Here is a 25059-nt window from a genome sequence, read left to right on the forward strand (position 1 = left end):
TTTATTGTTGCCCCTTATTTGCAGCAAGAATGAGTTCTTTTGCGCCTTGGTTAATTAAACGGTCCGCAGCCTCTAATCCTACTTTCTCTGGATCAGTTCCTACTACTGTCTCTTTCAATAAAACCGAACCGTCCATAGACCCGACAAGAGCTGTTAATTCGATTGCATCGTTTTCCGTAAGAGTTGCATATCCAGCGATTGGAACTTGGCATCCACCTTCAAGTTTATGAAGAAATACGCGTTCTGCTGCCACTGTTTTTTCTGTTACTCCATCATTCATATGAGCTAACAACTGCAGTAAATCTTTATCATCCTCACGACACTCAATCGCTAATGCACCTTGTCCTACAGCAGGTACACATAACGTCTCATCTAAATGTTCTGTAATAACTTCATTATCCCAGCCCATTCTTTGTAATCCCGCTGTCGCTAAAATAATTGCATCGTAATCTTCTTCTTTTAATTTGCGTAAACGTGTGTCGATATTTCCGCGAATCCACTTCACTTGTAAGTCTGGTCTCGCAGCGAGTAGCTGTGCACTACGCCTTAAACTACTCGTACCTAAAATAGCGCCTTCTGCTAACTCTTTAAACGACGCTCCGTTTTTTGAGATAAAAGCATCACGAGGGTCAACACGCTTTGGTGTACAACCAATCATTAATCCTTCTGGAAGTACGGCCGGCATATCTTTCATACTATGTACAGCCATATCAATTTCTTTCGTAAGTAGCGCATGTTCAATCTCCTTCACAAACAAGCCTTTGCCACCTACTTTTGAAAGAGTAACATCTAAAATTACATCGCCTTTTGTGACGATTTCTTTCACTTCAAATTCATATGGTAAACCTAGCGCTTTTAACTGATCAATAAACCAATTTGTTTGCGTTAATGCTAATTTACTCTTTCGTGACCCTACAATAATTTTGCGCATAATTTTCTCTCCTCATTATAAATACCAAAAGTGGAAGTTGGATAAACTGCTTAATAGAAAAATATTAATTAGCATTACGAGAAATGCTCCGATGTTCCACTGCACGATTTTCTTCCCTTGCAACACATCTGCCGCTCGTAAATATAGGCCAGCACAATATACAAATAGAACGACAAAGGACCCGATTACTTTCGTATCATACCAATGGAAATTGTCCAATTTTGTATATCCCCATATGCATCCTAATAAAATAGCTAGTAAGAAAAATGGAACAGAAAATAAATTTAATCCGTAAGACATCGATTCTAGCTTCGGTAAATTCCCTAACCTTCTTAATCTGGCATTCCATTTTTTCTTTTTTAATAGGCGATATTGCAATAAATACATAATAGAAAAAATGAACGATACAGTAAAAGTTGCATAAGAAATAATAGCCATACCGACATGTACATATACAAGCTCCGAAACTAATTGCTCTGCAAGTATCGGCGACATCTTTCCAAGCGGCGTAAAAATAGAAAAAGCGCTTACGCCAAATGCAACAACATTTGTAAAAAAGACTAAAAAATCGATTCTCATAAATCGATTAATGACTAACGACATCGTAATCAATAGCCAAACATAAAAATAAATACCTGATAATAAGGTTAAAAGGGGGTTCGTTTCTGAATCTGTAGCTCTAAGCAACATAAAAATAGAATGCAGAACCCATACAATCGAAAGTAACCAAAAAGCAAATCGGTTCGCCTTTCGGTTACTTTGGAAATAATCTATAAAATATAAACTAATGCTACAAGCATATAAAATAATTGCAATATGATAAATAATACTGTTATTTAAAAAACTCATCCGATCATCCTTCCAAATTATAAAGATGGAACGGATGGTGTCCACGCTCTTTTATGTTCTACTTCTTCCGCACGACTCTCTACGTCTTCCATTTCTAAATCGAAAATCTTTGCAAATAACGCTAATTTTTCGTCTGCTCCCTCTTCAGCAGCTATTTCTTTCGCTACCAAAATTGGGTCTTTTAATAATTGATTAATAATACTTTTCGTATGCTTACTAATTACTTTTCTCTCACGATCACTAAGATTCGGTATTTTTCGTTCCAGACTTTCCATCGTTTCACTTTGAATAGCAAGTGCCTTATCACGAAGAGCTGATATTAACGGAACGACACCAAGTGTACTTAACCACGTTTTAAATACAACAATTTCCTCTTCAATCATAAATTGAATTTTCTCTGCTTCTTTCAAACGCTCAGCACGGTTCGCTTCCACTACTCCTTGCAAATCATCAATGTCATACAAGAAAGAACCTTCTAGCTCATCAATTGCTGGATCAATATCACGCGGCACTGCAATATCAACCATAAATAATGGACGACCAGAGCGCATTTTCTCTACCTTTGTCATCATCTCTTTCGTAATGACATAATCCGATGCACCAGTTGAACTAATTAAAATATCAGCTTCTAATAATGCACATTGTAATTCACTTAAAGGTTTTGCGTGTCCCATATATTTCTCAGCCATTATTTCTGCTTTTGAAAGCGTTCTATTCATGACTGTTACTTTACGAGCACCACTTCCATATAAGTTTTGTAGTGCAAGTTCACCCATTTTACCAGCACCAAGAATAAGTACGTGACAATCTGTTAACTCGCCAAATATTTTCTTCCCAAGCTCAACAGCAGCATAACTAACAGACATCGCGCTTTCACCAATTGTCGTTTCTGAGTGAGCACGTTTCGCCAATGTAATAACTTGCTTAAACAATTCATTAAAAATTGTCCCTGTTGCTTTTACTTGTTGCGCTTCTAAAAAGCTATCTTTTATTTGACCTAAAATTTGCGTCTCTCCAACTACCATAGAATCTAAACCGCACGTTACGCGGAATAAATGATCGATTGCACCATCTTGTTCAAAAATAGTTAAATATGGTGCGACTTCTTCTATTTCAAGCTGAAACCAATCAGCTAAAAACTTCTTAATATAATACCGTCCCGTGTGTAATTGATCGACAACAGCATAAACCTCAGTGCGATTACAAGTTGATACAATGACATTCTCTAACACGCTCTTTTGATTTTGTAATGTAGTCATTGCTTGCTCTAGCTCTGCTGCCTGAAATGTGAGTTTCTCACGAAATTCTACAGGGGCTGTTCGATAATTTACACTAACAACAAGAATATGCACGCAGCATGTCCCCCTTCACCCGTTTTATCACTTTATCTACTATCATAATACAACTTTCCTCTTATGAATCTGACAATCGTGTGAACAACCGATTATTTTTTTATTTATTCTCCATATGTAAGAAAGGAGATTCAGTAAAATGAATAAAATTTTTCTACTTTATAATGATTATAAATTAATAACTCTATTTGTACGTTACCAAAAAAAGCCCTCATAATCAAGTGATGGAAACTATTCCATATAAATTATAACATCATCTTTCCTATCTTCTTTCATCATGAAGGAAAATATGTATGATTGTTCCAAATTGTAGCACAAACTTTCTCAATACAATGTATTTGACATTGTATTTCTTTTTCGTTATATTGATTTTACAAAATTAAATTGTGCACAACTTAATTAGAAAGGAGTCATTCATGACAGAAGATTCTTTGCATCTAGATAATCAACTTTGTTTTTCTATTTACGCTTGTTCTAGAGAGGTTACACGCTTTTACCGACCATATTTAGAAGAAATGGGCATTACGTATCCACAGTACATTACTTTACTCGTACTATGGGAGCAAGATGGATTAACAGTAAAAGAAATTGGAGAACGTCTATTTTTAGATTCCGGTACGTTAACACCTATGTTAAAACGAATGGAATCATTAAACCTTGTAAAACGCGTTCGTTCCAAAGAAGATGAGCGAAAAGTGTGTATTGAATTAACAGAACAAGGAAAAGATTTACAAGATAAGGCTTGTTCATTGCCGACAACGATGGCAACAAATTTAGGAATTACAGAACAAGAATATCGTTCTTTATTAATTCAATTAAATAAACTAATTGAAACAATGAAAACAATTAATGATAGAAAAGGGGAATAAACATGGATAAATTATATACTGCTTCAGTAACTGCTACAGGTGGAAGAAATGGAAAAGTAGTATCAGATGATGGCATATTAAATCTTGATGTGAAAATGCCGAAAGCACTAGGTGGTGCAGGCGGAGAGGCAACAAATCCAGAACAACTATTTGCTGCTGGTTATGCTGCTTGTTTTGATAGTGCATTACAACTTGTCATTCGTACGAAACGTGTGAAAGTAGAAAGTACAGAAGTAACTGCTCACGTTTCTATCGGAAAAGATACAGATGGTGGTTTCGGCCTATCTGCTGTACTTGATGTACATGTCGCTGGCGTTTCACATAGCGAAGCACAAGAACTTGTAGAAGCCGCTCACGGCGTATGTCCTTACTCTAAAGCAACACGAGGAAATATTGAGGTTACATTAAACGTACGCTAAAAGTGTATAAAGAAAAAAACGCGCGACATTCGTCACGCGTTTTTTGTTTTTGTAAATTTATGAATTGCTTTCCACGCTTCTTCTTTCCCAAGTCCTGTTTCAGAAGAGAATAGAACGACTTCATCGCCACTTTCAATATCAAGCGTTTCTTTTACAACTTTTAAATGCTTTTGCCATTTCCCTTTCGGAATTTTATCGGCTTTCGTTGCAATAATAATGGTTGGAATGTCATAATGCTTTAAGAAATCATACATCATTACATCATCATTTGTTGGTTTGTGGCGTAAATCAACTACTAATACAGCTGCATCTAATTGCTCACGTGTTGTAAAATACGTTTCAATCATTTTACCCCAAGCCGCGCGCTCTGTTTTAGATACTTTCGCATATCCGTAACCTGGAACGTCCACAAAGTGCATCATCTCATTAATTAAGAAGAAGTTTAATGTTTGTGTTTTTCCTGGTTTAGAAGAAATACGTACTAACTTTTTACGATTTAAAATTTTATTAATAAAGGAAGACTTCCCGACATTTGAACGACCTGCTAATGCAATTTCTGGTAAGTCACCGTCTGGATATTGTTCTGGTTTAACAGCACTAATTACAATGTCTGCTTTTGTTACTTTCATTGTTTCACTCCTACTAATGCGTGCTCCAATACTTCATCTAAATGAGATGCAAGCACAAACGTAAGGTTTTCTTTTACGCTCTCTGGAATATCATCTAAATCTTTCTCATTTTCCGCTGGTAAAATAATCTTTGTTAAACCTGCGCGGTGAGCACTTAATGTTTTTTCTTTTAAACCACCAATCGGTAATACACGACCACGAAGTGTAATTTCACCTGTCATCCCCACTTCTTTACTTACAGGAATACCTGTTAGCGCAGAAATAAGTGCCGTTGCCATCGTAATACCTGCTGACGGTCCATCCTTTGGAACTGCTCCTTCTGGAACATGAATATGAATATCATTTTTCTCATGGAAATCAGGATCAATCTGAAGCTCTTCTGCACGAGAACGAATATAGCTAAACGCTGCTTGTGCGGATTCTTTCATAACATCCCCAAGTTTCCCTGTTAAAATTAATTTCCCTTTACCTGGCGCTACGGACACTTCGATCGCCAGTGTATCGCCACCTGCTGCCGTATACGCTAAACCTGTCGCCATACCAACTTGGTCTGTTTTTTCAGCTTGCCCATAACGGAATATGTGCTTACCAAGTAAATCAACAACGTTTTTCTCTGTTACTACAATACGCTTACGTTCTGCTGTAACGATAATCTTTGCTGCTTTACGACAAACCTTTGCAATTTGGCGCTCTAATGTACGAACACCAGCCTCACGTGTATAATAGCGGATAATTTCAAGAAGCGCTTCATCACGTACTTGTAAATTACCTTTTCGTAAGCCATGCTCTTTTAATTGTTTCGGCAATAAATGTTCACGAGCAATGTGAACCTTTTCAAGCTCTGTATAGCCAGCAATCGAAATAATTTCCATACGGTCAAGTAACGGACCTGGAATACTGGAAAGTGTATTCGCAGTTGCTACAAACATAACTTTCGATAGATCATATGGTTCTTCAATATAATGATCACTGAAGTTATGGTTTTGTTCTGGGTCTAACACTTCAAGTAATGCTGCTGAAGGATCTCCACGGAAATCGTTAGACATTTTATCAATTTCATCTAATAAGAAGACTGGATTAACTGATTTCACCTTTTTCATACCTTGAATAATACGTCCTGGCATTGCTCCAACGTACGTACGACGGTGACCACGAATTTCAGATTCATCACGCACACCACCAAGGGATACACGGACAAAATTACGATTTAATGATGTTGCAATAGAACGCGCTAACGAAGTTTTTCCGACCCCAGGTGGTCCTACTAAACAAAGGATAGGCCCTTTTAATGAATTCGTTAACTTCTGTACCGCTAAATATTCAAGTACGCGCTCTTTCACTTTCTCAAGACCGTAATGATCTTTGTTTAAAATCTCTTCAGAATGAGCAAGATCAATCATATCTTCTGTTGCCTCTGTCCACGGAAGTGCTAATAACCAATCGATATAATTGCGAATAACACCGCTCTCCGCAGAACTTGCTGGTAACTTTTCATAACGATCTAATTCTTTCAGTGCGGCCTTCATTGTTTCTTCAGGCATTCCTGACTGTTCAATTTTCTCACGAAGTTCTTCAACTTCCCCGCCCTTACCTTCTTTATCGCCAAGTTCAGTTTGAATCGCCTTCATTTGCTCACGTAAAAAATATTCTTTTTGCGTGCGCTCCATTGAACGTTTCACTTTTTGTCCAATTTTCTTTTCTAAACTAAGTAATTCTTGTTCATCTTGAATAATTGAAATAAGTGTATGTAATCGTTCTTTCACAGATATGATTTCTAAAATCTCTTGTTTCTGCTTCGTTTTAATTGGCAAGTGAGAAGCAATTAAATCCGCTAATCTTCCTGGCTCTTCTACATCAGCTACCGTTGCAAATGTTTCATTTGAAACCTTTTTCGAAACTTTAATATATTGTTCGAAATGCTCCAGTAATGTGCGCATAAGAGCTTTCTCTTCTAAATCAGCTTCCACTTCTTCCGTTATCGTTTTAATAGAAACTTGCACTACATTTTCTTCTTCGATAAACTCTACTACTTCTGCTCTATGTAAACCTTCTACAAGGACACGAAGCGTACCGTTCGGCAATTTTAACATTTGCTTCACTTTCGCCACTGTACCTACACTATATATGTCATCTTCTTTCGGATCATCGATATTCATTTCTTTTTGCATTGCTAAAAAGATGATATTTTCATCCATTGCCGCCTGCTCTAGTGCTTGTATCGATTTATCACGTCCTACATCAAGATGCAGAACCATCGTTGGATATACGAGAACGCCTCTTAATGGTAGGAGGGGCACGATTCTTTCATTCGTATTCATACTAGACATAGCACCTCCATAATAAATTAAACTCCTGTTCAACTATTTTATATTACAATACATCTAGATGCAATTGCAGAGATTCTCCGCAACTGTAAATCCCTCGTTTTTTCTCCCTTATAAAAGAAAAAAGACTCCGCTTAAGCATACAAACTTAAACGAAGTCTGGCAAATACTATTATCGTTCATTCTCACATTGATTGTGCATCTGTTTCGTCTATCGTAGTATGTACATCGAGCTCTCGATGTATATTTTCCTGTATAAACGTTAGCTCAAATACTTCCTTCAACTTCCGAACAGGAATAATTTCAATTCCTTTTATTGTATACAAAAATGGTTGCATGTTTTCAGCAGGAATGATAACTTTCTTAGCTCCTGCCTTTTTCGCAGCTTTTATTTTTGCGTACACACCACCGATAGGTTTCACTTCCCCGTGTATACTTATCTCACCAGTCATCGCTACTTCATTATTCACATACGTATGATGCACTGCTGAATACACACCTGTTGCCATAGCAATTCCCGCCGAAGGCCCATCAATCGGGATACCACCTGGAAAATTAATATGTATATCGTACCCTTCTGGCAATACATCTAGAGATCGAAGCACTGTTAATACATTATCTACAGAACCTTTCGCCATACTTTTACGACGAATGGATTTCGTTTGACTACCAATACTTTCCTCTTCAACAATTCCGGTAACATTTACCGATCCTTTATCTTTCGCCTTGATTGCTGTTACTTCAATTTCTAATAACGCACCTGTATTTGGTCCGTATACAGCAAGTCCATTTACAAGACCGATTCTCGGAATAGGGTAAATGCGTTTTTCATACTTCGGTGTAAGTTGACTAGAGTGAACAACCCACTCTATATCTTCATCTTTAATGAAAGGACGTTCTTCATTTATTGCCATTCCAGCAGAAATTTGTACAAGATTAATCGCTTCTCGCCCATTTCTTGCATACATCCCGATCATTTCAATACCATTTTCACCGATTTGCATTTCCACTTTGTCAGCCGCATTCTTCGCTACTTTTTGAATTTCTTCTGTATCTAACTCACGGAAGAACACTTCTAAACAGCGCGACCGAATAGCAGGAGGTATCTCATCTGGCGAACGTGTCGTCGCCCCAACTAAGCGAAAATCGGCTGGTAAACCTTTTTGAAAAATGTCATGTATATACGTTGGAATCATCGTATTCTCTTCACTGTAGTATGCACTTTCCAAAAACACTTTCCGATCTTCTAGCACCTTTAACATTTTGTTCATTTGAATCGGATGTAATTCACCTATCTCATCAATAAACAAAATACCACCGTGAGCATCTGTTACCGCACCTTTTTTCGGTTGCGGAATACCTGCTTGCCCCATCGCACCAGCACCTTGATAAATTGGATCATGCACCGAACCAATTAAAGGGTCTGCAATACCACGTTCATCAAACCGAGCTGTCGTCGCATCCAGTTCAATAAATGTTGCATTTGTGCGAAATGGAGATTTTGGATTTCGTTTTGCTTCTTCTAATACGAGACGCGCTGCCGCTGTCTTTCCGACACCTGGCGGACCATATATAATCACATGTTGCGGGTTTGGACCACAAAGAGCCGCTTTTAACGACTTAATCCCGTCCTCTTGCCCTACAATATCTAAAAAGGATGTAGGACGCACCTTTTCCGCAAGCGGCTCTGTTAAAGAAATCTCGCGCATTTTACGAAGCTGTTCTAATTCTTTTTTCGATTCTCGATCAATTGAAACTTTTTGTGTTCTCTGATTTCGAAGTAAATGCCAAAAATACAATCCGACAATTACACCAAAAACAAGTTGAACAAGTAAAAATATATTTGTCCAGCTCATCATTTATTTCCTCCCGCAATGTTTTATCTCTTAGTATTTCCGCGGAGGAACATAGCTAAACATAAAGAAAAACAGCAATTATAAAAATTGCTGTTTCTCCTTCGCATTATGCAGATGTTTTTGTATCAAGTACAGTACCGTCTTGTAACACCAATTTTGGTGCTGCATTATCAGCTACTGTTTCTTTTGTAAGAATACACTTCTCGATATCTTTGCGAGATGGTAGCTCGAACATTACCTCAAGCATTAAGCCTTCAATAATAGAACGAAGTCCACGAGCACCTGTTTTACGTTCAATTGCTTTTTTCGCAATCTCAATTAGTGCGCCTTCTTCAAACTCTAACTCAACATCGTCAAGCTCCAATAGTTTTTGGAATTGCTTAACAAGTGCATTTTTCGGTTTCGTTAAAATATCAACAAGAGCATCTTCATCAAGCGGCTCTAGGTTCGCAATAACTGGAAGACGACCGATAAACTCTGGAATTAAACCAAATCTTAAAAGGTCCTCTGGTAATACGTGAGATAAAACATGCTTCTCATTTACATCAGCATTTTTCTTCTCAGAACCAAATCCAATTACTTTTTCACCAAGACGACGTTTAATAATTGGCTCGATGCCATCAAACGCTCCACCACAGATGAATAAGATATTCGTTGTATCAATTTGAATAAACTCTTGATGCGGATGCTTACGGCCACCTTGAGGTGGAACGCTTGCTACAGTACCTTCTAAAATTTTCAGAAGTGCCTGCTGCACACCTTCACCAGATACATCACGTGTAATTGATGGATTTTCGGACTTACGTGCCACTTTATCAATCTCATCAATATAAATGATTCCTTTTTCCGCTTTCTCTACATCATAATCAGCTGCTTGGATTAATTTAAGTAAGATGTTTTCTACATCTTCCCCAACGTACCCAGCTTCAGTTAAAGATGTTGCGTCCGCGATTGCAAATGGAACATTTAAAATACGCGCTAACGTTTGTGCCAGTAATGTTTTACCACTACCTGTTGGCCCGATAAGTGCGATATTACTCTTCGCTAATTCTACATCATCAATTTTGCTGTTAGAATTAATGCGTTTGTAATGGTTATATACCGCTACCGCTAGTGCTTTTTTCGCGTTATCTTGTCCGATGACATACTCATCTAAAATTTCACGAATTTCTACCGGTTTCGGTACATCTTTGAATTCTACTTCTTCGTCTTTCGCAAGCTCCTCTTGTACAATTTCAGTACAAAGTTCGATACACTCGTCACAAATGTAAACACCTGGACCTGCAACTAACTTTCGGACTTGCGTTTGTGTTTTACCACAGAAAGAACATTTTAATTGCCCTTTTTCATCATTAAATTTAAACATATTTTCACACCCCTTACAAAGTGCTAACCTCTTGCCTTCGTATGTACACGATAAATGTATCGTATGTAAATACATATTATGTCACTACGTGGCGAGAAATACAAATAATATGACTAGTTATGTACAAATAAAAAGTTTTTAAAACTTTTGAAATATGTATATTCGACTTATTAAGGAAGTTTTCCTTCTTCATCGAAAAGTTTTATAAATATATTTCTATATTTATAAAACAAGGCACGATTAAAATCGCGCCTTGTTATTTTATTATGCAGCGTTTTCTACTAAGAAGTCTACAGCTTTACGAACTTTAAGATCTTCAGCTAAAGCGTCTACGCTTCCAAGAGCTTGCTTGATAGCGTCTACTGGCATACCGTACATTTCAGCCATTTTTTCAACTTCTGCAGTTACTTCTTCTTCAGTAACTTCGATGTTTTCAGCTTCAATGATAGCTTCAAGAACAAGGTTGATTCTTACGCGTTTTTGAGCGTCTTCTTTCATTTGCTCTTTTAACTTGTCAGCATCAGTACCTGTGAATTGGTAGTAAAGCTCAAGGTTCATACCTTGTTGGCTTAAACGTTGCTCGAATTCACGAACCATACGATCTAACTCAGTGTCGATCATAGCTTCTGGAATGTCGATTTCAGCGTTAGCAGCAGCTAATTCTACTACTTCGTCACGTACTTTGTGCTCAGCTTCGTGCTTTTTGCCTTCTTCTAAGTTTGTGCGAAGTTTTGCTTTTAATTCATCAAGAGTTGCAACCGCTTCGTCAGCTTCTTTAGCGAACTCGTCGTTTAACTCAGGAAGTTCTTTTGTTTTGATTTCGTGAACTGTTACTTTGAATGTTGCTGGTTTGCCAGCTAATTCAGCAGCATGGTACTCTTCTGGGAATGATACTTCAACGTCTTTAGACTCACCAGATTTAAGACCAATTAATTGCTCTTCGAAACCTGGGATGAATGTACCAGAACCGATTGCTAGAGAGTAGTTTTCGCCTTTTCCGCCTTCAAATGCTTCGCCATCAACGAAACCTTCGAAGTCGATTACAGCTGTATCACCGTTTTCAACAGTTCCTTCTTCTTTAACAACTAGCTCAGCTTGACGCTCTTGTAAAGATTTTAATTCGTTCTCTACATCTTCGTCAGTTACAGTTGTTTCAACTTTTTCTACTGCTAAACCTTTGTACTCACCTAATTTAACTTCAGGTTTCACTGTAACTTTTGCAGTGAAGATAAGGTTAGCATTTTTTTCGAACTTCTCAATGTCGATTTCAGGATGAGCAACTGGGAAGATACCAGCTTCATCGATTGCTTCACCGTATGCTTTTGGTAAGATGATATCTAAAGCATCTTGGTATAAAGATTCAACACCAAAGCGTTGTTCGAATAACGGACGAGGCATTTTTCCTTTACGGAAACCTGGTACGTTGATTGTTTTTACTACTTTTTTGAACGCAGCGTCGATAGAGTTGTTTACTTCTTTAGCATCAACTTCGATTGTTAAAACGCCTACGTTACCTTCTAATTTTTCCCATTTTGCAGCCATTTATTCTTTCCCTCCAACTATAATAATGTATGCACATACCTCTATAGATTAAGATCTTCATTATCTCTTTTTTGAAATAACAAAAGTACAAATAATCCTCTAGCAAAAGCTTTCAGATATAATGTTCCAATCTACTAATTGCCTAAAAGACAACTACGGTATATTTTGTTCGAGAATAATATGAAACATATTAAGTAAGAGAATTACACTTCTCTTCTCTTACAAACAGGCAGATTTCTGCCTTTTGCAACCCTTACATTATAACATAGAATATGCTCGTTTCAAGAACCGAACGATTCTTTTTCATAATTATACGGGCAAATATCCTTCTCTTTCGACACGTAATAACCATTGATAGGCAATATGAAACTCTTCTAATTCAATATTATACGCTGTCATAAGCTCTTCTTCATCAATAGTCAACCCGAAACGCTTTCTACCAATTCTCTCTAAAACAGCAGCCCAAATCTCCACTTTATCCATTAATAGAGCGAATGGGAAAATGCTAATTTGCAATTCTTTCCAATATGTAACCATCGCATCAAATATATCAGGATAATTTTGCTCTAATCGACTTGATAATCTATGTATAATGTTATCGGATTGCTCCTCATTATGACCTGTAAATGCCGGAATTACCTTGATCGTATTCCCAAACTTTTCTACCTCTATCTCTTCTTCTATTTGATTTTCTATCATTTTATATAAAATAGAAGTTTTCAAATAAGGGTGCTGTTTTTCGTCTATTAAAAATTTCTTTAAAATAGGTAATGCAAGATCCAAGTCTTTTAACGAAAGTTGCTGAATCGCTCTTAGCTTTTGCCCAAAGTTTTCTCCAAATATTTCATTAGTAAATTCATCTAACTCAAAATTCGAATCAACTCGTGATGTATCTACTTCATGTAACATACCTTCTGCAAATAAAGCGAGCTGTGCTAATTTTTCCTTTTGCTCAGGCATTACATCTTTCGTTTGCAAAACTTTTTCAACAGTTTCAATAACGCCTTCATAATCATTTGTTTGAACTAAAATTGTCACATACGTTTCAAGAATATCACCAAATAAGACCGCTCCTGTTTCCAGTAACTGTTCACATTTCTCTTTCGCTTCTTCCATATGTTTTAATTCTAACAAACAAATAACCGAAGCTAGTTCCGTTTGTTCCGTTTCTGCATTATACTGACGTAATATTTCAAAGCAGCGCAATGCATCTTCGAATTTTCGCTCTTTCAGCGCTAAAAAACCTTCATCAATATAGCGCTCTGATAGTTGCGGAAACAATACGACCGTATTTTCTTTTTTATCCATACGTCCGCCTCTTTTTCTAGATTTTAATTATCTTTAAAGTAAATATATCAAATGAGTAATGAGAACACAACATCCCGAAACCCTTTGTTTGAAATATAGAAATATTTAATTTTTATATTTCAATACAAGTGAATTCCTACTCAAAATTAAAAATATGCAAATAAAAACCCTCAGCAATTCAAGCAGAGGATTCATCATTAATGGAAAGCTTTTATAATAGTGGGGTATATAACAAGGGTAATAATTTGGAGAACAATAATTGCCATAACAATCATGCTAAAGTAGAAGATTGGTTTACTTCGCTTCATTAAAAACATAATGATAAGCATCGTACAAGCAAACAAACTTAAGAAGAACAAACTCGTTGTCGAACTAAGTATACCACTCGGGACAAAGAACAATAACACTACACTACAAGTACCTATAATTCCAAATAACCATTCCATTCATTCACTCATTCCCTTTCCCTCTCATGGTAGTTTCCTCTAAGCGATTAAATGTTTTACAACATCAACTACATACGTTAATTTCTCATACGCTACAAATCCAAAAGCAACTGTTAAACCCGTTACGATTAATCCCTTCATTATTTCTTCCTCCTCGTTTTATCGTTGTTACCTTCATTATAGAGGATTAGCAATTTGTTACCATCGAACTACCTTACAGTTACCTTACAGAATTGTAAGATTTCAAAGAGAGATTGAAAAACACCCCATATCGCTTGAGGTGCTTTCACGGAATTTCTCTATAATCACTTGCAAAATTAACTTTTTTCTCTTGTTTATTTTTCGGAGAATCCACTCTTAAACTAATAGATTTACTAAATAATTTCGGATTGAAATAATAACAACAATCCGTTTGAGGACAATATACACAATACACGTCTATTTCTTCTTTATTCACTTCTTTTGTAGCGACTCCGCTTGCTGTAGAATAACTAGATCGGAATCTTACTTCCAGTATCCCTCTTGCATTCAACTCTCTATATTTCACTTGCACCCTTTTAAATACCCCGCCCTTATATACTACAAGATCAAAGGGCGAATGCTCTGTTTGTGGTATTAAAATCATATATCCTTTTTCATACAAATCAACTTGTGCCTTTAAAACAGCTAAATCTCCTTTTGTTTTTGTATGATGGTACACTTTTTCTCAGCACCTTTTTACATATTTTCAAAATAATATTCGTTCCTTTTCTTAACTTACCTCCCAACATTTTCTCATTAAAAGAAAACTCTTTGTTAAAACCATGTTAATATATTTTTGTATAATTAAGAATTTAATTTACAAGGGGGATTATATATGTTCAAAAAAGTAGCTGCTGATGTTTTAGGGTTAAGTGATGTAGGTTCTGTAATTACACCGAAAGATTATGACAAGGTCGATGCTGATGATTACGTAATGCATGAAGATGGAGAGAAAATTTATTTTCTAATTAAATCGAAATCAGATGAATATTGCTTCACAAACAAAGGATTACTTCACCTAGATGGTACAAGTGCGACAAGCAAAAAACGTACACTACGCCGCTTTAGCTATAGTAAATATCAAATTAAAAACGTAGCGCTTGAAACTGCGGGAACGATTGATTTAGATGTAGAAATTAAATTTCAAATGGGAGATGAACATTATTCAATTGATGTTCATAAAAAACATATCGAGGAATTAAAAGATTTATATAAAGCTTTACTTAAAATCGAAGAAATTTCATACGACAACGACATTACATTGCAGTATGCACATAAAAGTTTAGATATGGCATCTAACGCTTTTAGCCGTATTTCAAACGCACAAGTAAATTTAGCAGAGCAGTTTAAAGAAATGAATGAGATTGCCTTTAACTGGCTTGTTGATACGAAGAAACAATATAATGTGAAAGATTATGGTTTTGTATTTGAGAAGTTTATTAATAACTAAACAAGAAACCCTTGTTATCAAAAGATAACAAGGGTTTTTCAGCGTCCTAGAAGATGTTCAAACTCTCGGCCTGCCCATTTCCGTACTATTTTATATATTTTGATCGCAGTCTTAATATATCTTCCTCTTCTCGAATACCTGCCGATCCTTTCCTCACATTTTTTACGATAGTCCAATCCGGGTTGGTTTCATCACCGATGTTCTGTACTGTAAAGTTGCCATCACCATATTTTCGGTGACCTTCTGCCAATTTCTCCGTTAAATCGTTCTCATTTGATCTCGCCATCTTTGCGCCATCTCCCTTTTTTATACAACCTTCTTAAACTGTCTAACCAATCACAGGTCTAGTCAATTGGAGATTCTCGTTTTCCGCTTCTATTCATTGTAACACACTAACGGGGATAAGTTTCGATAACGGTTGCTCAATCGTACGAGGGCGGTAAAAAGTTTTATAATATTGTAAGTGAACAGTTAGGAGAATCTGGATATGGATTTGAGTTCCATCATAAACCTATTGATTCTTGAAATGAAATAAGAGGAATAGGGCGCATAAATGGCGCTCTTTTCTTCATGCACTTTAATCCGTTACACATAATAATTACCATATATTACGTCATATTTTTTACACCTTTTGCACATACATCAATTTGTAGACAAACAAAAAACCTTGTTATCAAAAGATAACAAGGTTTTTTTTAGCGTCCCAGGAGAGATTCGAACTCCCGACCGACGGCTTAGCTTACCACCATAGCTTTCGCTACCAGCAATTACTGTTTGTAGTCTGGACTATATCTTCACCATTTCAGGTGCGACACGTGTAGTCTCTACGGAACCTCACGATGATTTTCATCATACTTCAGAGTCTTTACCATTAAGTTTCACTTAATCATTCAAAACTCCTTAATCTTTTTCAAGATCGTAAGTTTCCTCGGTATTACCATCAGCCGAACTGTTAAGGCTTCACCGATATAGTGTCGTCCACTTTATAGGTTCTTGTTTCCCTATAAAGGCTCCTATTTTTCTTGAAGGCCGTTGCTCTATCCTGCTGAGCTACTGGGACATGGAGCGGGTGAAGAGAATCGAACTCTCGACCAGAGCTTGGAAGGCTCTTGTTTTACCACTAAACTACACCCGCATATGTTATTTTATTTTTCTTCGTTAGCGCCGTTGCCCTATCGACAATATTTATTATATGTATAACCATACATAAAGTCAACACCTTTTTTAAAAGAGGATAATTTTTCTTATCCTCTTTTAAAAACTGCTTGTTCAACTAGCTGTCCGTCTAGTGTTTCAAAACGAACTTCCATTTGATTTTCATCCATTTCTAATAAAGCAAATGTTTTTTCTACACGCTGACGCGGTAATAAAATACTGCCTGGATTAATAAATAAAACGCCGTCGATTAATTCCGCACCTAATACGTGAGAGTGTCCGAAGCATGCAACTTGCGCCCCTACCTCTTCAGCATGGTACGCTAATGTTTGTAACGTCATTTTCACGTTATGACGATGTCCGTGCACAACTATGAAACGAACACCATCTACATCAGTTACAATTTCGTCTTGAAAGTTAGCATAATCACAATTCCCTTTTACAACATGGAAACCTTGCAACTCTTCATGAGCAGGCGTTAGCTCTGAATCACCGCAATGAATCATGATATCTACTTTCCCTTCATACTTCTCTTTTAACTGCTGTAATTCCTTCACAGAGCTATGACTATCGCTTACGATTAAAGCTTTCATCAATCTCTCTCCCTTATTCTCCTAAAAACCATTCAGGGATTTTTTCTTCTAGCTTACGTAGAGCACGTCCGCGGTGACTAATAGCATTTTTCTCATCTGAACTTAGTTCCGCCATCGCTTTTTTATATTCTTCCACATAAAAAATCGGATCATATCCAAAACCGTTTTCCCCGCGGCGTTGTTCTAAAATAAAACCTTCGCACGTCCCATTTACAATGACAGGCTTTTTATCCCCTTCAGGGAAAGCCACTGCTAATGCACAGTAGAAACGAGCTTTACGCTTTTCAAACGCTACGTCATTTAATTCTTGTAAAACTTTATCAATATTCGCTTGATCATCTTTCGGCTCTCCAGCAAAACGTGCTGAATACACGCCTGGTTTCCCGTTTAAAGCATCTACAATAAGACCTGAATCATCCGCAATTACAATTGCATTCAATTGTCTACTCAAACTGTCCGCTTTTAAGATTGCATTTTCTTCAAATGTTTCACCAGTTTCTTCGACTTCTTCAATATGAGGAAAATCGTGTAATGATTTCACTTCTAAATCAAATCGCTCAAATAACTCAGCAAATTCACGTACTTTCCCCATATTTTTTGTCGCTACAACAACTTGTTTCATTTTTTCCACCTCTACTCTATATGAGATACGATGTCACCTAACGCTTCTTTTTGCATATCGATCAGTTGGAAAATGCCTTGTTCTGCAGCATCAAGTAATTCATTTAACTGCGCTCTACTAAACGTCGCTTCTTCTCCAGTTCCTTGCACTTCAACGAACTGACCTTTTCCAGTCATAATTACGTTCATATCAACGTCTGCTTTAGAATCTTCTGCATAGTTCAAATCTAAAACAACACCTTGCTCTTCAACAATCCCTACTGACGTTGCTGCTAAATAATCTTTTACTGGAATTTTAGATACTTTTTCTGCTTGTAATAACTTCTCAAACGCTAATACCATCGCTACGTATGCACCTGTAATAGAAGCAGTTCGCGTTCCACCATCCGCTTGAATAACATCACAATCAATCCAAACCGTTCTCTCACCAAGCGCTTCTAAGTCAACTACCGCACGTAATGCTCGTCCAATTAAGCGCTGGATTTCCATTGTACGTCCTGTTACTTTCCCTTTACTTGACTCCCTAATTGTACGTTGTTCTGTCGCACGTGGAATCATCGCATATTCAGCTGTTACCCAGCCCTTTCCTTCTCCACGCATAAATGGCGGGACGCGCTCTTCAATTGTCGCTGAGCAAATTACCTTTGTATCCCCAACCTCAATTAACACTGATCCTTCTGGATGTTTTAAATAATTCGTATGAATATGTATATGGCGTAATTCTGTTTTTTCTCTACCATCTACTCGCATAAAAATAACCTCCTCATAACTACTTGTTAGTATAGCCAAATTTAAATGTATGATATGTATACAATAAAAGAAGAGGAACCCAAAAAGCAATTCCCCTTTCTTACTTAAGTATATCAAATTATTGGCGATTAAAAACTACCTGTATTCACGTTTTCTGGACGATCTACAGGTTTTATTAACTTTCCGCCCTTTTCATCTATAAGATTTGCTTTACCATTTACTTCAATAGAAACGCTTTTCACGCCTTTCTTTTCTGTTAAAGATAAAACTAATGACTTCAATACGTAATTTGAAATCATATTTTTATCTGGGTTTATAAATATATTTTCATTAAAGTTTAATGTAAGATTTCCATCTTGTAATTTCGGATTCGTAATGAGCTTAACTCCTGGATTGAAATCGTTCAGAAGAGATTGATGAATCGGCCCTTTTACAAGTTCATCTACAATTGCTGCATAATCATTTTCTTTTCCTTCTACAACTCGGCGTGTTACTGGTACGTAGTATTGCTGTTTATTATTATTTTGTGCCATAAAATAAAGTGTTACTGGTTTTGTATTTGTTACATCCGCTACTTGCTCATCATCGAAGTTAATACCGTTCGCACGGCTCACCCCTTCACCAAGCGGTGTACCACCAACAGGCATCTTCGCTAATTTTTCACCATTTATTTGGAACTGCACTTGTTTTATTTCTTTAAATTGCGTCAACGTCCATGCAATAGATTCAACGATTTGACGTTCTTCCTCTTTTGCATAGTTTTTCATTTCTTTAGAAAAATCAATGACTGCCGTCCCATCTTTTTTCAAGTTTAGGGTCATCGATGTATTCGCCGGAATGACTGCACGGAACCCATTCGGTAACAAATTCGTTACCGGTCCATCTTTCACAAGGTACTCTAACGTTTGCTGAATAACCTCATTTGCTTTCGGAGTAGGTATAGCTAACGTTTGCGGTACAACATAGCCATTTTTATCAACAAGGTATAGTTCTCTATTCACCGTTTGTCCTTGCTTATCTTTCTTAGATACTTCTTTCTTTCCACCCTCTGTATACGTAACTTGTTTTGGCGGATCAATTTGCTCCGTTGCTTTCTCTTGATTTATAAAGCCACACCCTGTTAGTAAAACAGCGCTCACAGTAGCACCAACAACCCATTTAAAAGTGGATTTAGGCATGCCATTCCCCCCTAAAATCTAAGTTTGTACTATTATGTATACGAGCTGTTTCATGTTTTAGAACAAGCTGTGCTCCCTATAAACAAAAAAACTCCTGATTTCTCAGGAGTTCACTTATATGAATTCTATTATTATTCTTTTTCTAAATAAATATGTTTTACATTTTCAATCGGTTGACCGAACCATTTTGATGCAATTTCTTTAAATAGGCCTATTTTTCCTGTTGTTAAGAAGAGATGATCACTTTGTTCCTCTCCCTCATTCAACATTTTACTATGGTATAAAATGGTACTTACTTCACGTGCCGTTTCATCACCAGAACTAATGAGTTGCACTTTATCTCCCATTACTTGTTTAATAACAGGACCTAAAATTGGATAATGTGTACAGCCTAAAATAAGCGTATCAATATCAGTGTTTTTCAGCGGTTGCAACGTTTCTCTTACAACTTCATACGCCATTTCACTTTCGAAATTACCGCTCTCTACAAGCTCAACAAAAGGTGGACACGCTAAACTTTCTACCATAACACGATTATTAATAGACTTTAACGCTTCTTCGTATGCACCACTTTTCACCGTTCCAATCGTTCCAATAATCCCAACATGATACGTGTTTGTCATTTTTAAAGCTGTACGTGATCCTGGGTGAATAACTCCTACCACTGGAATTGGTAATTGTTTCTGCATCTCTTCTAATACAACTGCAGTTGCTGTATTACATGCAATAACTAACATTTTGATATTTAAATCTAGTAAATGCTCCGTCATTTCCCACGTAAATTGACGCACTTCTTCTCGAGAACGTGGACCATAAGGGCAACGTGCTGTATCCCCTAAATATATAATGCGCTCTTTCGGCAACTGACGAATTAGTTCCTTCGCCACTGTTAAACCGCCAACTCCTGAATCGATAACACCGATTGCTCTATTCAACTTCATCACCCGTTTTCTCATTCATCATCTTATTTTATCATTATATTTTTCACACTTTAAGTTCGCTCACTTAAACTGCTTCTATATGAAAATTTTCATTTGTACCTGTATAGACTAGGACCTTTTTTATTTTGCTCCTTTTTTTCATAATTTGCAAGACAGAAAAACAACCGACCTTCTATATGAAAGTCGGTTTCTTCTATAATAAAGTACATCTTTAATGCTCCATCTTTTTTTGGAAAGAAGACATTCCTATTAATAAGAAGAAATGAGCAGAAATTAACATGACGATTAAAATAAAATTGAAACGATAACTATTTGTAGATCCCATAATTTCGCTCGCAACAGCTGGTCCAAATGCCATACCGAAAAAGTTAATTAAATTATATAAGCCAAGACCGACTCCAACTTTAGCTGCATGTAATGTTTTCGGTATAAATGTGTTCAATGATACTTGAATGGCAGAATAACTCATAAATGTCAAAATAATCGCCAATACAATAACGACTATACTTCCATTCGGAATAAACCCTAAAATTAAAAAGCCAACAATCATAATGACAGACGCTACATAAATCATATTCACATTTCCAAACGAAGGGACAATCTTTCCAGTAATAAAACTAGACACAATACCAAAGAGTGATGCAACAAATAATACAATTCCGATAACAAATGGAGACAATCCGTGCTCTCTTCCTAACAGTAATGGCAACAATAATAAATTAGCACATAACGCCACATTAATTATAAATCCGACTGTTATTAAACGAAGAAATGCTTTGTTCGAAAACAACTCAATATCGATAAATGGATGCTCCGCTTTCTTCATACGAACCGTGAATAAAAATAAAGAAATTATCGATAACACAAATAGCCAACGATTCATATTGATACCTAGTAAAACAGTCGTAATGAATGCAAATAGTAACGCCGCTCCAATATAATCAAAATGAAACGTTTCATCCGTATGCTGCATTTCTTCTGGCATAAATTTTATAAGCAAGAAAATCCCCACTACTGAAATAACCATAAATAAAAATAAATATGGCCACCCTAGTGTATTTGTAATAGCCCCGCCAACTAAAGGGCCAATACCTACTGCTAATGCAATAGAAGAACTAATCATCGCTAACGCACCAGGCTTCTTATGAGGAATAACTAATTTGGCCACTGCAATCATACTAAGCGCAATAAACGCTGCACCCCCGCTCGCTTGCACTAATCTTGCAAGAATGGTAATCACATAAGATTGATTCATAAATCCAATAATAGAACCCACTACAAATATGATAATCGAAATAATTAATAGTTTTTTTACACTGTAACGATCAGCAAGCTTCCCATATATCATTGAACCAATACCGACAACTAAAGAATAACCTACTACAACCCAACTTACTTTCGATTGACTAATAGATAAATCATGAGCAATATCCTCTAACGCAACATTAAATAAAACCGCATTCATCGGTCCTAATAAAACGATAAAACATAATGTGAAAACAAACCATTTTGAATGATTGTTTATATCTTCCCCCATGTGTAACACCTCTCCTGATTGTAGTAATTGAAAACGAAAAATGAAGTTGTTTAGCTCTTCTATTATCACTAGACAACTTCATCAAATGTATACATTTATCGCGCGACAAATTGAATTCGAAACGAAACATGTACGTTGTTCGATATTCATGGAACTATCATAGTTTCAGTATTCCAGTTTGTCAACGAAAAATATACAAAGTAAACTAATTTAGTGTTTTTAGTTTACTTTGTTCAAAAATTATTATACACTAATTTCGAATCCGATATAAGGAGGGCTGGCATGGTTATTCAAATTTGCAATTTCTAGCTTAATAAAATAACGAATTTATATATAGAAGAAACATTACAGGAGGATTATGATGAAGAAAAAAATGTTAGTTGTATTAACGAGCTTTGAAAAATATCCAAATTTAAATCGAGCTACTGGTCTTTGGCTTGGTGAAGCTGTCCATTTCGTTAAAAAAGTTGAAGAAGCTGGTTACGAAGTAGATTATGTTAGCCCACAAGGTGGTTATACACCGATTGATCCGCATAGTTTAGCAATGGCGGAGAGCATCGATTGGGAATGGTATCAAAAGAAAGAATTTATGAATCGTCTCGGTTCTACAATGAAACCGAGTGAAGTAAATCAGGAAGACTACGCTGCGATTTATTACGCAGGCGGTCACGGTGTAATTTGGGACTTCCCTGAAAATAAAGAACTCCAAATGATTAGCCGTAGCATTTATGAAAATGGCGGAATTGTTTCCTCTGTTTGTCACGGAGCTGCCGGTTTATTTCATATCACATTAAGTAATGGGGAACGCTTAATTAGCGGTAAAAAAGTAACAGGATTCTCAAATGAAGAGGAAAAACTAGCTGAATTAGATCAATTCGTTCCATTTTTAACAGAAGATGAACTCATTAAAAATGGAGGACTTTACGAAAAAGCTGCACAGCCTTGGGAAGCTTTTGCTGTAGAAGATAATCGTGTTATCACTGGTCAAAATCCAGCTTCAGGCGGTCTAGTAGCTGAATTAGTATTACAACACATAAACAAATAACATGTAATAAAAAAGCAGATTTTCCATTACTATAGGAAAATCTGCTTTTTTTACGAAATCATTTGCAAAATAGCCATAACTTCTTTTTCAATTTCAGAATCATCAATTGCTTCTATATACTCCGGTTTAAACAGTTGATACTTCTTTAGTTGATAAAAATCAAGTATCGCTTTCTTTAACGTAATATCGTACTGAATACAAAAAGAATGATCTATTATACGTCTTAACATCACATCATCTTGCACCATAAATAATTGTGCGTTCATTTTATTAAAGTAACCTTGTTCCATACCAGCTTCAAAAAACATTTGCAAATTATGATTACGATTTTGTTGTGCAGCGACTAACCGATCAGATAAGTGCGGATATGCCTCTTTCAAATCTTGTAAAAAGACATCTGAAATGTATGTCACGCATTTTAAAGAGTGAATAAACGTCTTTTGGAAACGTTCTGCAAAAGACATACTTTCATCTTGATTATCCGCATCCCCTTCAAGAAGATAGTTCATAAAATCTTCTACCACAGCTTCAATAATCTCATCTTTTGAAGAAAAACGTTTATATAAAGTAGCTTTACTAATATCCATATACTTCGCAATTTCATCTATTTTCAATTGACTAAAACTCGTTTTTCTAATAACGGGCTTTATTTTATTAATATAAGTATTTGCACACGCAACTTTTCTCATTAAAAGAGCCTCCCCTTTTGTCCATACAAAATAGTATAGCAAATTCACGATTAATTATAAATGAAGTCACTATACTCAATACATCTTTTTAGTTTAAGGGGTCATTTATCCTATAGAAAAAGTGCCCGCTACCTTTATGAGTAACGAGCACTTTTTCTATACTTTATTTACAGCTCTTCTTATAGCTTTCCCTATTTCCATACTAGACTGCGGATTTTGCCCTGTAATTAAACGCCCATCTACTACGACGTGCGGCGTAAAATTTGGAGCAACATAAAACAAAGCCCCTTCTTCTTTCAATTTATTTTCTAACAAAAACGGCACTCGCTTTTCTAAATGTACAGCTTTTTCCTCATCATTTGTATAACCTGTTATATGCTTACCCGCACTAAAAAACGAGCCGTCCTTATTTTTCACACCGACTAAAGAACTTACTCCGTGACAAACAGCCGCTACAATTCGGTTGTTGTTGTACATATTCACAATTAAATTTGCAACATATGGATTACCTGGAAAATCTACAATCGCCCCGTGTCCACCACCAAATAAAACCGCATCATAATCCGAAAAATGAACATTTGAGATTGGTTTCGTATTTTGCAATAAAGAAGCGACATGCTTAAATTCACGAGGTATCCCGTTCGGAATAGAAACTCTATCAATCGGCACTCTACCGCCCTGTATCGACACAATATCAACATCAAACTTAGCCTTTTTAAACAAGTTATAAGGAGCTGCGAGCTCTTCCAGCCACAAACCAGTCGGGTGTCCATTCATATCATGAGCGCTTGTTGAAACTAACAATATCCTTTTCAACATATCCCCTCCTTACTACTTATTTATGTATGGAGTGTTCTTATCATTCATATAACGCATGAAACAAAAAAATAGCCGACTCTCTTATAAAAGTCGGCTTTCTTTTTATAACTCGAGCTCTCCCATACGAAGAAGCTCAACAACTGCTTGTGAACGTCCTTTAACCCCTAGCTTTTGCATTGCGTTTGAGATGTGGTTACGAACTGTCTTTTCACTGATAAAAAGTTCACCTGCAATTTCCTTCGTTGTTTTATCTTGAACCAGTAATTCAAATACTTCTCTCTCTCTCTTTGTGAGTAAAGGTTTAGATTGATACGCTTTTTCCTTCAACTGGTATAACCCTCCTTGCTTAAGCCAGAGCTGTGTATGTGT

General features: G+C 36.4%; 25 protein-coding genes, 1 tRNA gene and 1 pseudogene. 5 read left to right on the forward strand and 22 right to left on the reverse strand.

The annotated features are described in order from the left end of the window. Nucleotide 1: 1 nt before the first annotated feature. The 3 genes from hemC to hemA are packed head-to-tail and all read right to left on the reverse strand — an operon-like array spanning nt 2 to nt 3132. Nucleotides 2-931 (reverse strand): hydroxymethylbilane synthase, encoded by a 930-nt coding sequence (gene hemC, locus ACTT1L_RS08960; RefSeq protein WP_001226412.1) that lies wholly within the window; start codon nt 929-931, stop codon nt 2-4. A gap of 15 nt (nt 932-946) precedes the next feature. Continuing rightward, complete coding sequence (locus ACTT1L_RS08965) at nt 947-1780, reverse strand: cytochrome C assembly family protein (RefSeq protein WP_000008993.1); 834 nt, start codon at nt 1778-1780, stop codon at nt 947-949. Between the two features lie 17 nt (nt 1781-1797). Next, a complete protein-coding gene (gene hemA, locus ACTT1L_RS08970; protein ID WP_000547851.1) occupies nt 1798-3132 on the reverse strand; it encodes a glutamyl-tRNA reductase in 1335 nt (444 codons plus the stop codon). A 416-nt stretch (nt 3133-3548) separates the two neighbouring features. Between hemA and ACTT1L_RS08975 the strand changes: the two genes are divergently transcribed. Together ACTT1L_RS08975 and ACTT1L_RS08980 are read left to right on the forward strand one after the other, a co-directional pair. Then, entirely contained in the window at nt 3549-4001 is a 453-nt protein-coding gene (locus ACTT1L_RS08975) for a MarR family winged helix-turn-helix transcriptional regulator (protein ID WP_000133920.1), read from the forward strand. A 2-nt stretch (nt 4002-4003) separates the two neighbouring features. Then, nucleotides 4004-4420 (forward strand): organic hydroperoxide resistance protein, encoded by a 417-nt coding sequence (locus ACTT1L_RS08980; protein ID WP_000359781.1) that lies wholly within the window; start codon nt 4004-4006, stop codon nt 4418-4420. Nucleotides 4421-4452: 32 nt separating this feature from the next. Here ACTT1L_RS08980 and ysxC read toward each other — a convergent pair whose 3' ends face one another. The 8 genes from ysxC to ACTT1L_RS09020 all read right to left on the reverse strand — a co-directional run bounded on the left by ysxC (nt 4453) and on the right by ACTT1L_RS09020 (nt 14591). Beyond that, nucleotides 4453-5049: a ribosome biogenesis GTP-binding protein YsxC gene (gene ysxC / locus ACTT1L_RS08985; protein ID WP_000869113.1), complete on the reverse strand. Its 597-nt coding sequence runs from the start codon at nt 5047-5049 to the stop codon at nt 4453-4455. Beyond that, the gene (lon, locus tag ACTT1L_RS08990) at nt 5046-7376 is read right to left on the reverse strand and encodes an endopeptidase La (protein WP_071741879.1); all 2331 of its coding nucleotides are present in this window, start codon (nt 7374-7376) and stop codon (nt 5046-5048) included. The genes ysxC and lon overlap by 4 nt, the downstream gene beginning before the upstream one ends. A gap of 182 nt (nt 7377-7558) precedes the next feature. Further along, nucleotides 7559-9229: an ATP-dependent protease LonB gene (lonB, locus tag ACTT1L_RS08995; protein ID WP_029141203.1), complete on the reverse strand. Its 1671-nt coding sequence runs from the start codon at nt 9227-9229 to the stop codon at nt 7559-7561. A gap of 106 nt (nt 9230-9335) precedes the next feature. Then, nucleotides 9336-10595 carry an ATP-dependent protease ATP-binding subunit ClpX gene (clpX, locus tag ACTT1L_RS09000; RefSeq protein ID WP_000472282.1) on the reverse strand — a complete coding sequence of 420 codons (1260 nt, stop codon included), beginning with the start codon at nt 10593-10595 and terminating at the stop codon, nt 9336-9338. Between the two features lie 264 nt (nt 10596-10859). Then, nucleotides 10860-12137 carry a trigger factor gene (gene tig / locus ACTT1L_RS09005; protein WP_000729258.1) on the reverse strand — a complete coding sequence of 426 codons (1278 nt, stop codon included), beginning with the start codon at nt 12135-12137 and terminating at the stop codon, nt 10860-10862. Between the two features lie 309 nt (nt 12138-12446). Further along, entirely contained in the window at nt 12447-13445 is a 999-nt protein-coding gene (locus ACTT1L_RS09010; RefSeq protein ID WP_000358268.1) for a hypothetical protein, read from the reverse strand. A 197-nt stretch (nt 13446-13642) separates the two neighbouring features. After that, nucleotides 13643-13891: a hypothetical protein gene (locus ACTT1L_RS09015; protein ID WP_001983650.1), complete on the reverse strand. Its 249-nt coding sequence runs from the start codon at nt 13889-13891 to the stop codon at nt 13643-13645. Between the two features lie 286 nt (nt 13892-14177). Beyond that, nucleotides 14178-14591: a group I intron-associated PD-(D/E)XK endonuclease gene (locus ACTT1L_RS09020; protein WP_000274735.1), complete on the reverse strand. Its 414-nt coding sequence runs from the start codon at nt 14589-14591 to the stop codon at nt 14178-14180. 156 nt (nt 14592-14747) lie between these two features. Here ACTT1L_RS09020 and ACTT1L_RS09025 point away from each other — a divergent pair, with 156 nt between their 5' ends. Further along, nucleotides 14748-15362 carry a PH domain-containing protein gene (locus ACTT1L_RS09025; RefSeq protein WP_000475206.1) on the forward strand — a complete coding sequence of 205 codons (615 nt, stop codon included), beginning with the start codon at nt 14748-14750 and terminating at the stop codon, nt 15360-15362. Between the two features lie 85 nt (nt 15363-15447). Here ACTT1L_RS09025 and ACTT1L_RS09030 read toward each other — a convergent pair whose 3' ends face one another. Then, complete coding sequence (locus tag ACTT1L_RS09030; RefSeq protein WP_000124456.1) at nt 15448-15648, reverse strand: hypothetical protein; 201 nt, start codon at nt 15646-15648, stop codon at nt 15448-15450. A 152-nt stretch (nt 15649-15800) separates the two neighbouring features. Here ACTT1L_RS09030 and ACTT1L_RS09035 point away from each other — a divergent pair. Then, a pseudogene (locus ACTT1L_RS09035) lies at nt 15801-15887 on the forward strand (DUF6572 domain-containing protein); the annotation flags it as partial. Between the two features lie 536 nt (nt 15888-16423). On the opposite strand, the gene ACTT1L_RS09040 reads toward ACTT1L_RS09035, so the two are convergent. From ACTT1L_RS09040 to ACTT1L_RS09070, 7 genes are all read right to left on the reverse strand, one after another. After that, nucleotides 16424-16497: transfer RNA gene (locus tag ACTT1L_RS09040), tRNA-Gly, on the reverse strand. Between the two features lie 109 nt (nt 16498-16606). Continuing rightward, on the reverse strand, nt 16607-17110 hold the full coding sequence (locus ACTT1L_RS09045; protein WP_000645498.1) for a metallophosphoesterase: 504 nt from the start codon (nt 17108-17110) through the stop codon (nt 16607-16609). 13 nt (nt 17111-17123) lie between these two features. Continuing rightward, complete coding sequence (locus tag ACTT1L_RS09050) at nt 17124-17732, reverse strand: XTP/dITP diphosphatase (RefSeq protein ID WP_000815935.1); 609 nt, start codon at nt 17730-17732, stop codon at nt 17124-17126. 11 nt (nt 17733-17743) lie between these two features. After that, nucleotides 17744-18481 carry a ribonuclease PH gene (gene rph, locus ACTT1L_RS09055; RefSeq protein WP_001261765.1) on the reverse strand — a complete coding sequence of 246 codons (738 nt, stop codon included), beginning with the start codon at nt 18479-18481 and terminating at the stop codon, nt 17744-17746. A gap of 128 nt (nt 18482-18609) precedes the next feature. Next, nucleotides 18610-19659, reverse strand: coding sequence for a spore germination protein GerM (gene gerM, locus ACTT1L_RS09060; RefSeq protein ID WP_001126762.1), 1050 nt, complete (start codon nt 19657-19659; stop codon nt 18610-18612). Nucleotides 19660-19790: 131 nt separating this feature from the next. Then, nucleotides 19791-20600 carry a glutamate racemase gene (racE, locus tag ACTT1L_RS09065; protein WP_000773996.1) on the reverse strand — a complete coding sequence of 270 codons (810 nt, stop codon included), beginning with the start codon at nt 20598-20600 and terminating at the stop codon, nt 19791-19793. 211 nt (nt 20601-20811) lie between these two features. Beyond that, a complete protein-coding gene (locus ACTT1L_RS09070) occupies nt 20812-22137 on the reverse strand; it encodes an MFS transporter (protein WP_442821874.1) in 1326 nt (441 codons plus the stop codon). 361 nt (nt 22138-22498) lie between these two features. Between ACTT1L_RS09070 and ACTT1L_RS09075 the strand changes: the two genes are divergently transcribed. Further along, nucleotides 22499-23182, forward strand: coding sequence for a type 1 glutamine amidotransferase domain-containing protein (locus tag ACTT1L_RS09075; protein WP_442821875.1), 684 nt, complete (start codon nt 22499-22501; stop codon nt 23180-23182). 50 nt (nt 23183-23232) lie between these two features. Here the strand turns inward: ACTT1L_RS09075 and ACTT1L_RS09080 are convergent, their stop codons facing one another. The 3 genes from ACTT1L_RS09080 to gerE form a co-directional block, all read right to left on the reverse strand. Continuing rightward, nucleotides 23233-23871, reverse strand: coding sequence for a TetR/AcrR family transcriptional regulator (locus tag ACTT1L_RS09080; protein ID WP_001233027.1), 639 nt, complete (start codon nt 23869-23871; stop codon nt 23233-23235). 156 nt (nt 23872-24027) lie between these two features. Beyond that, on the reverse strand, nt 24028-24690 hold the full coding sequence (locus tag ACTT1L_RS09085; protein WP_000919613.1) for a type 1 glutamine amidotransferase domain-containing protein: 663 nt from the start codon (nt 24688-24690) through the stop codon (nt 24028-24030). Nucleotides 24691-24792: 102 nt separating this feature from the next. Next, complete coding sequence (gerE, locus tag ACTT1L_RS09090) at nt 24793-25017, reverse strand: spore germination transcription factor GerE (protein ID WP_000659484.1); 225 nt, start codon at nt 25015-25017, stop codon at nt 24793-24795. Nucleotides 25018-25059: the final 42 nt, after the last annotated feature.

The sequence above is a fragment of the Bacillus sp. FH genome (assembly GCF_052216825.1).
GTDB lineage: Bacteria > Bacillota > Bacilli > Bacillales > Bacillaceae_G > Bacillus_A > Bacillus_A paranthracis.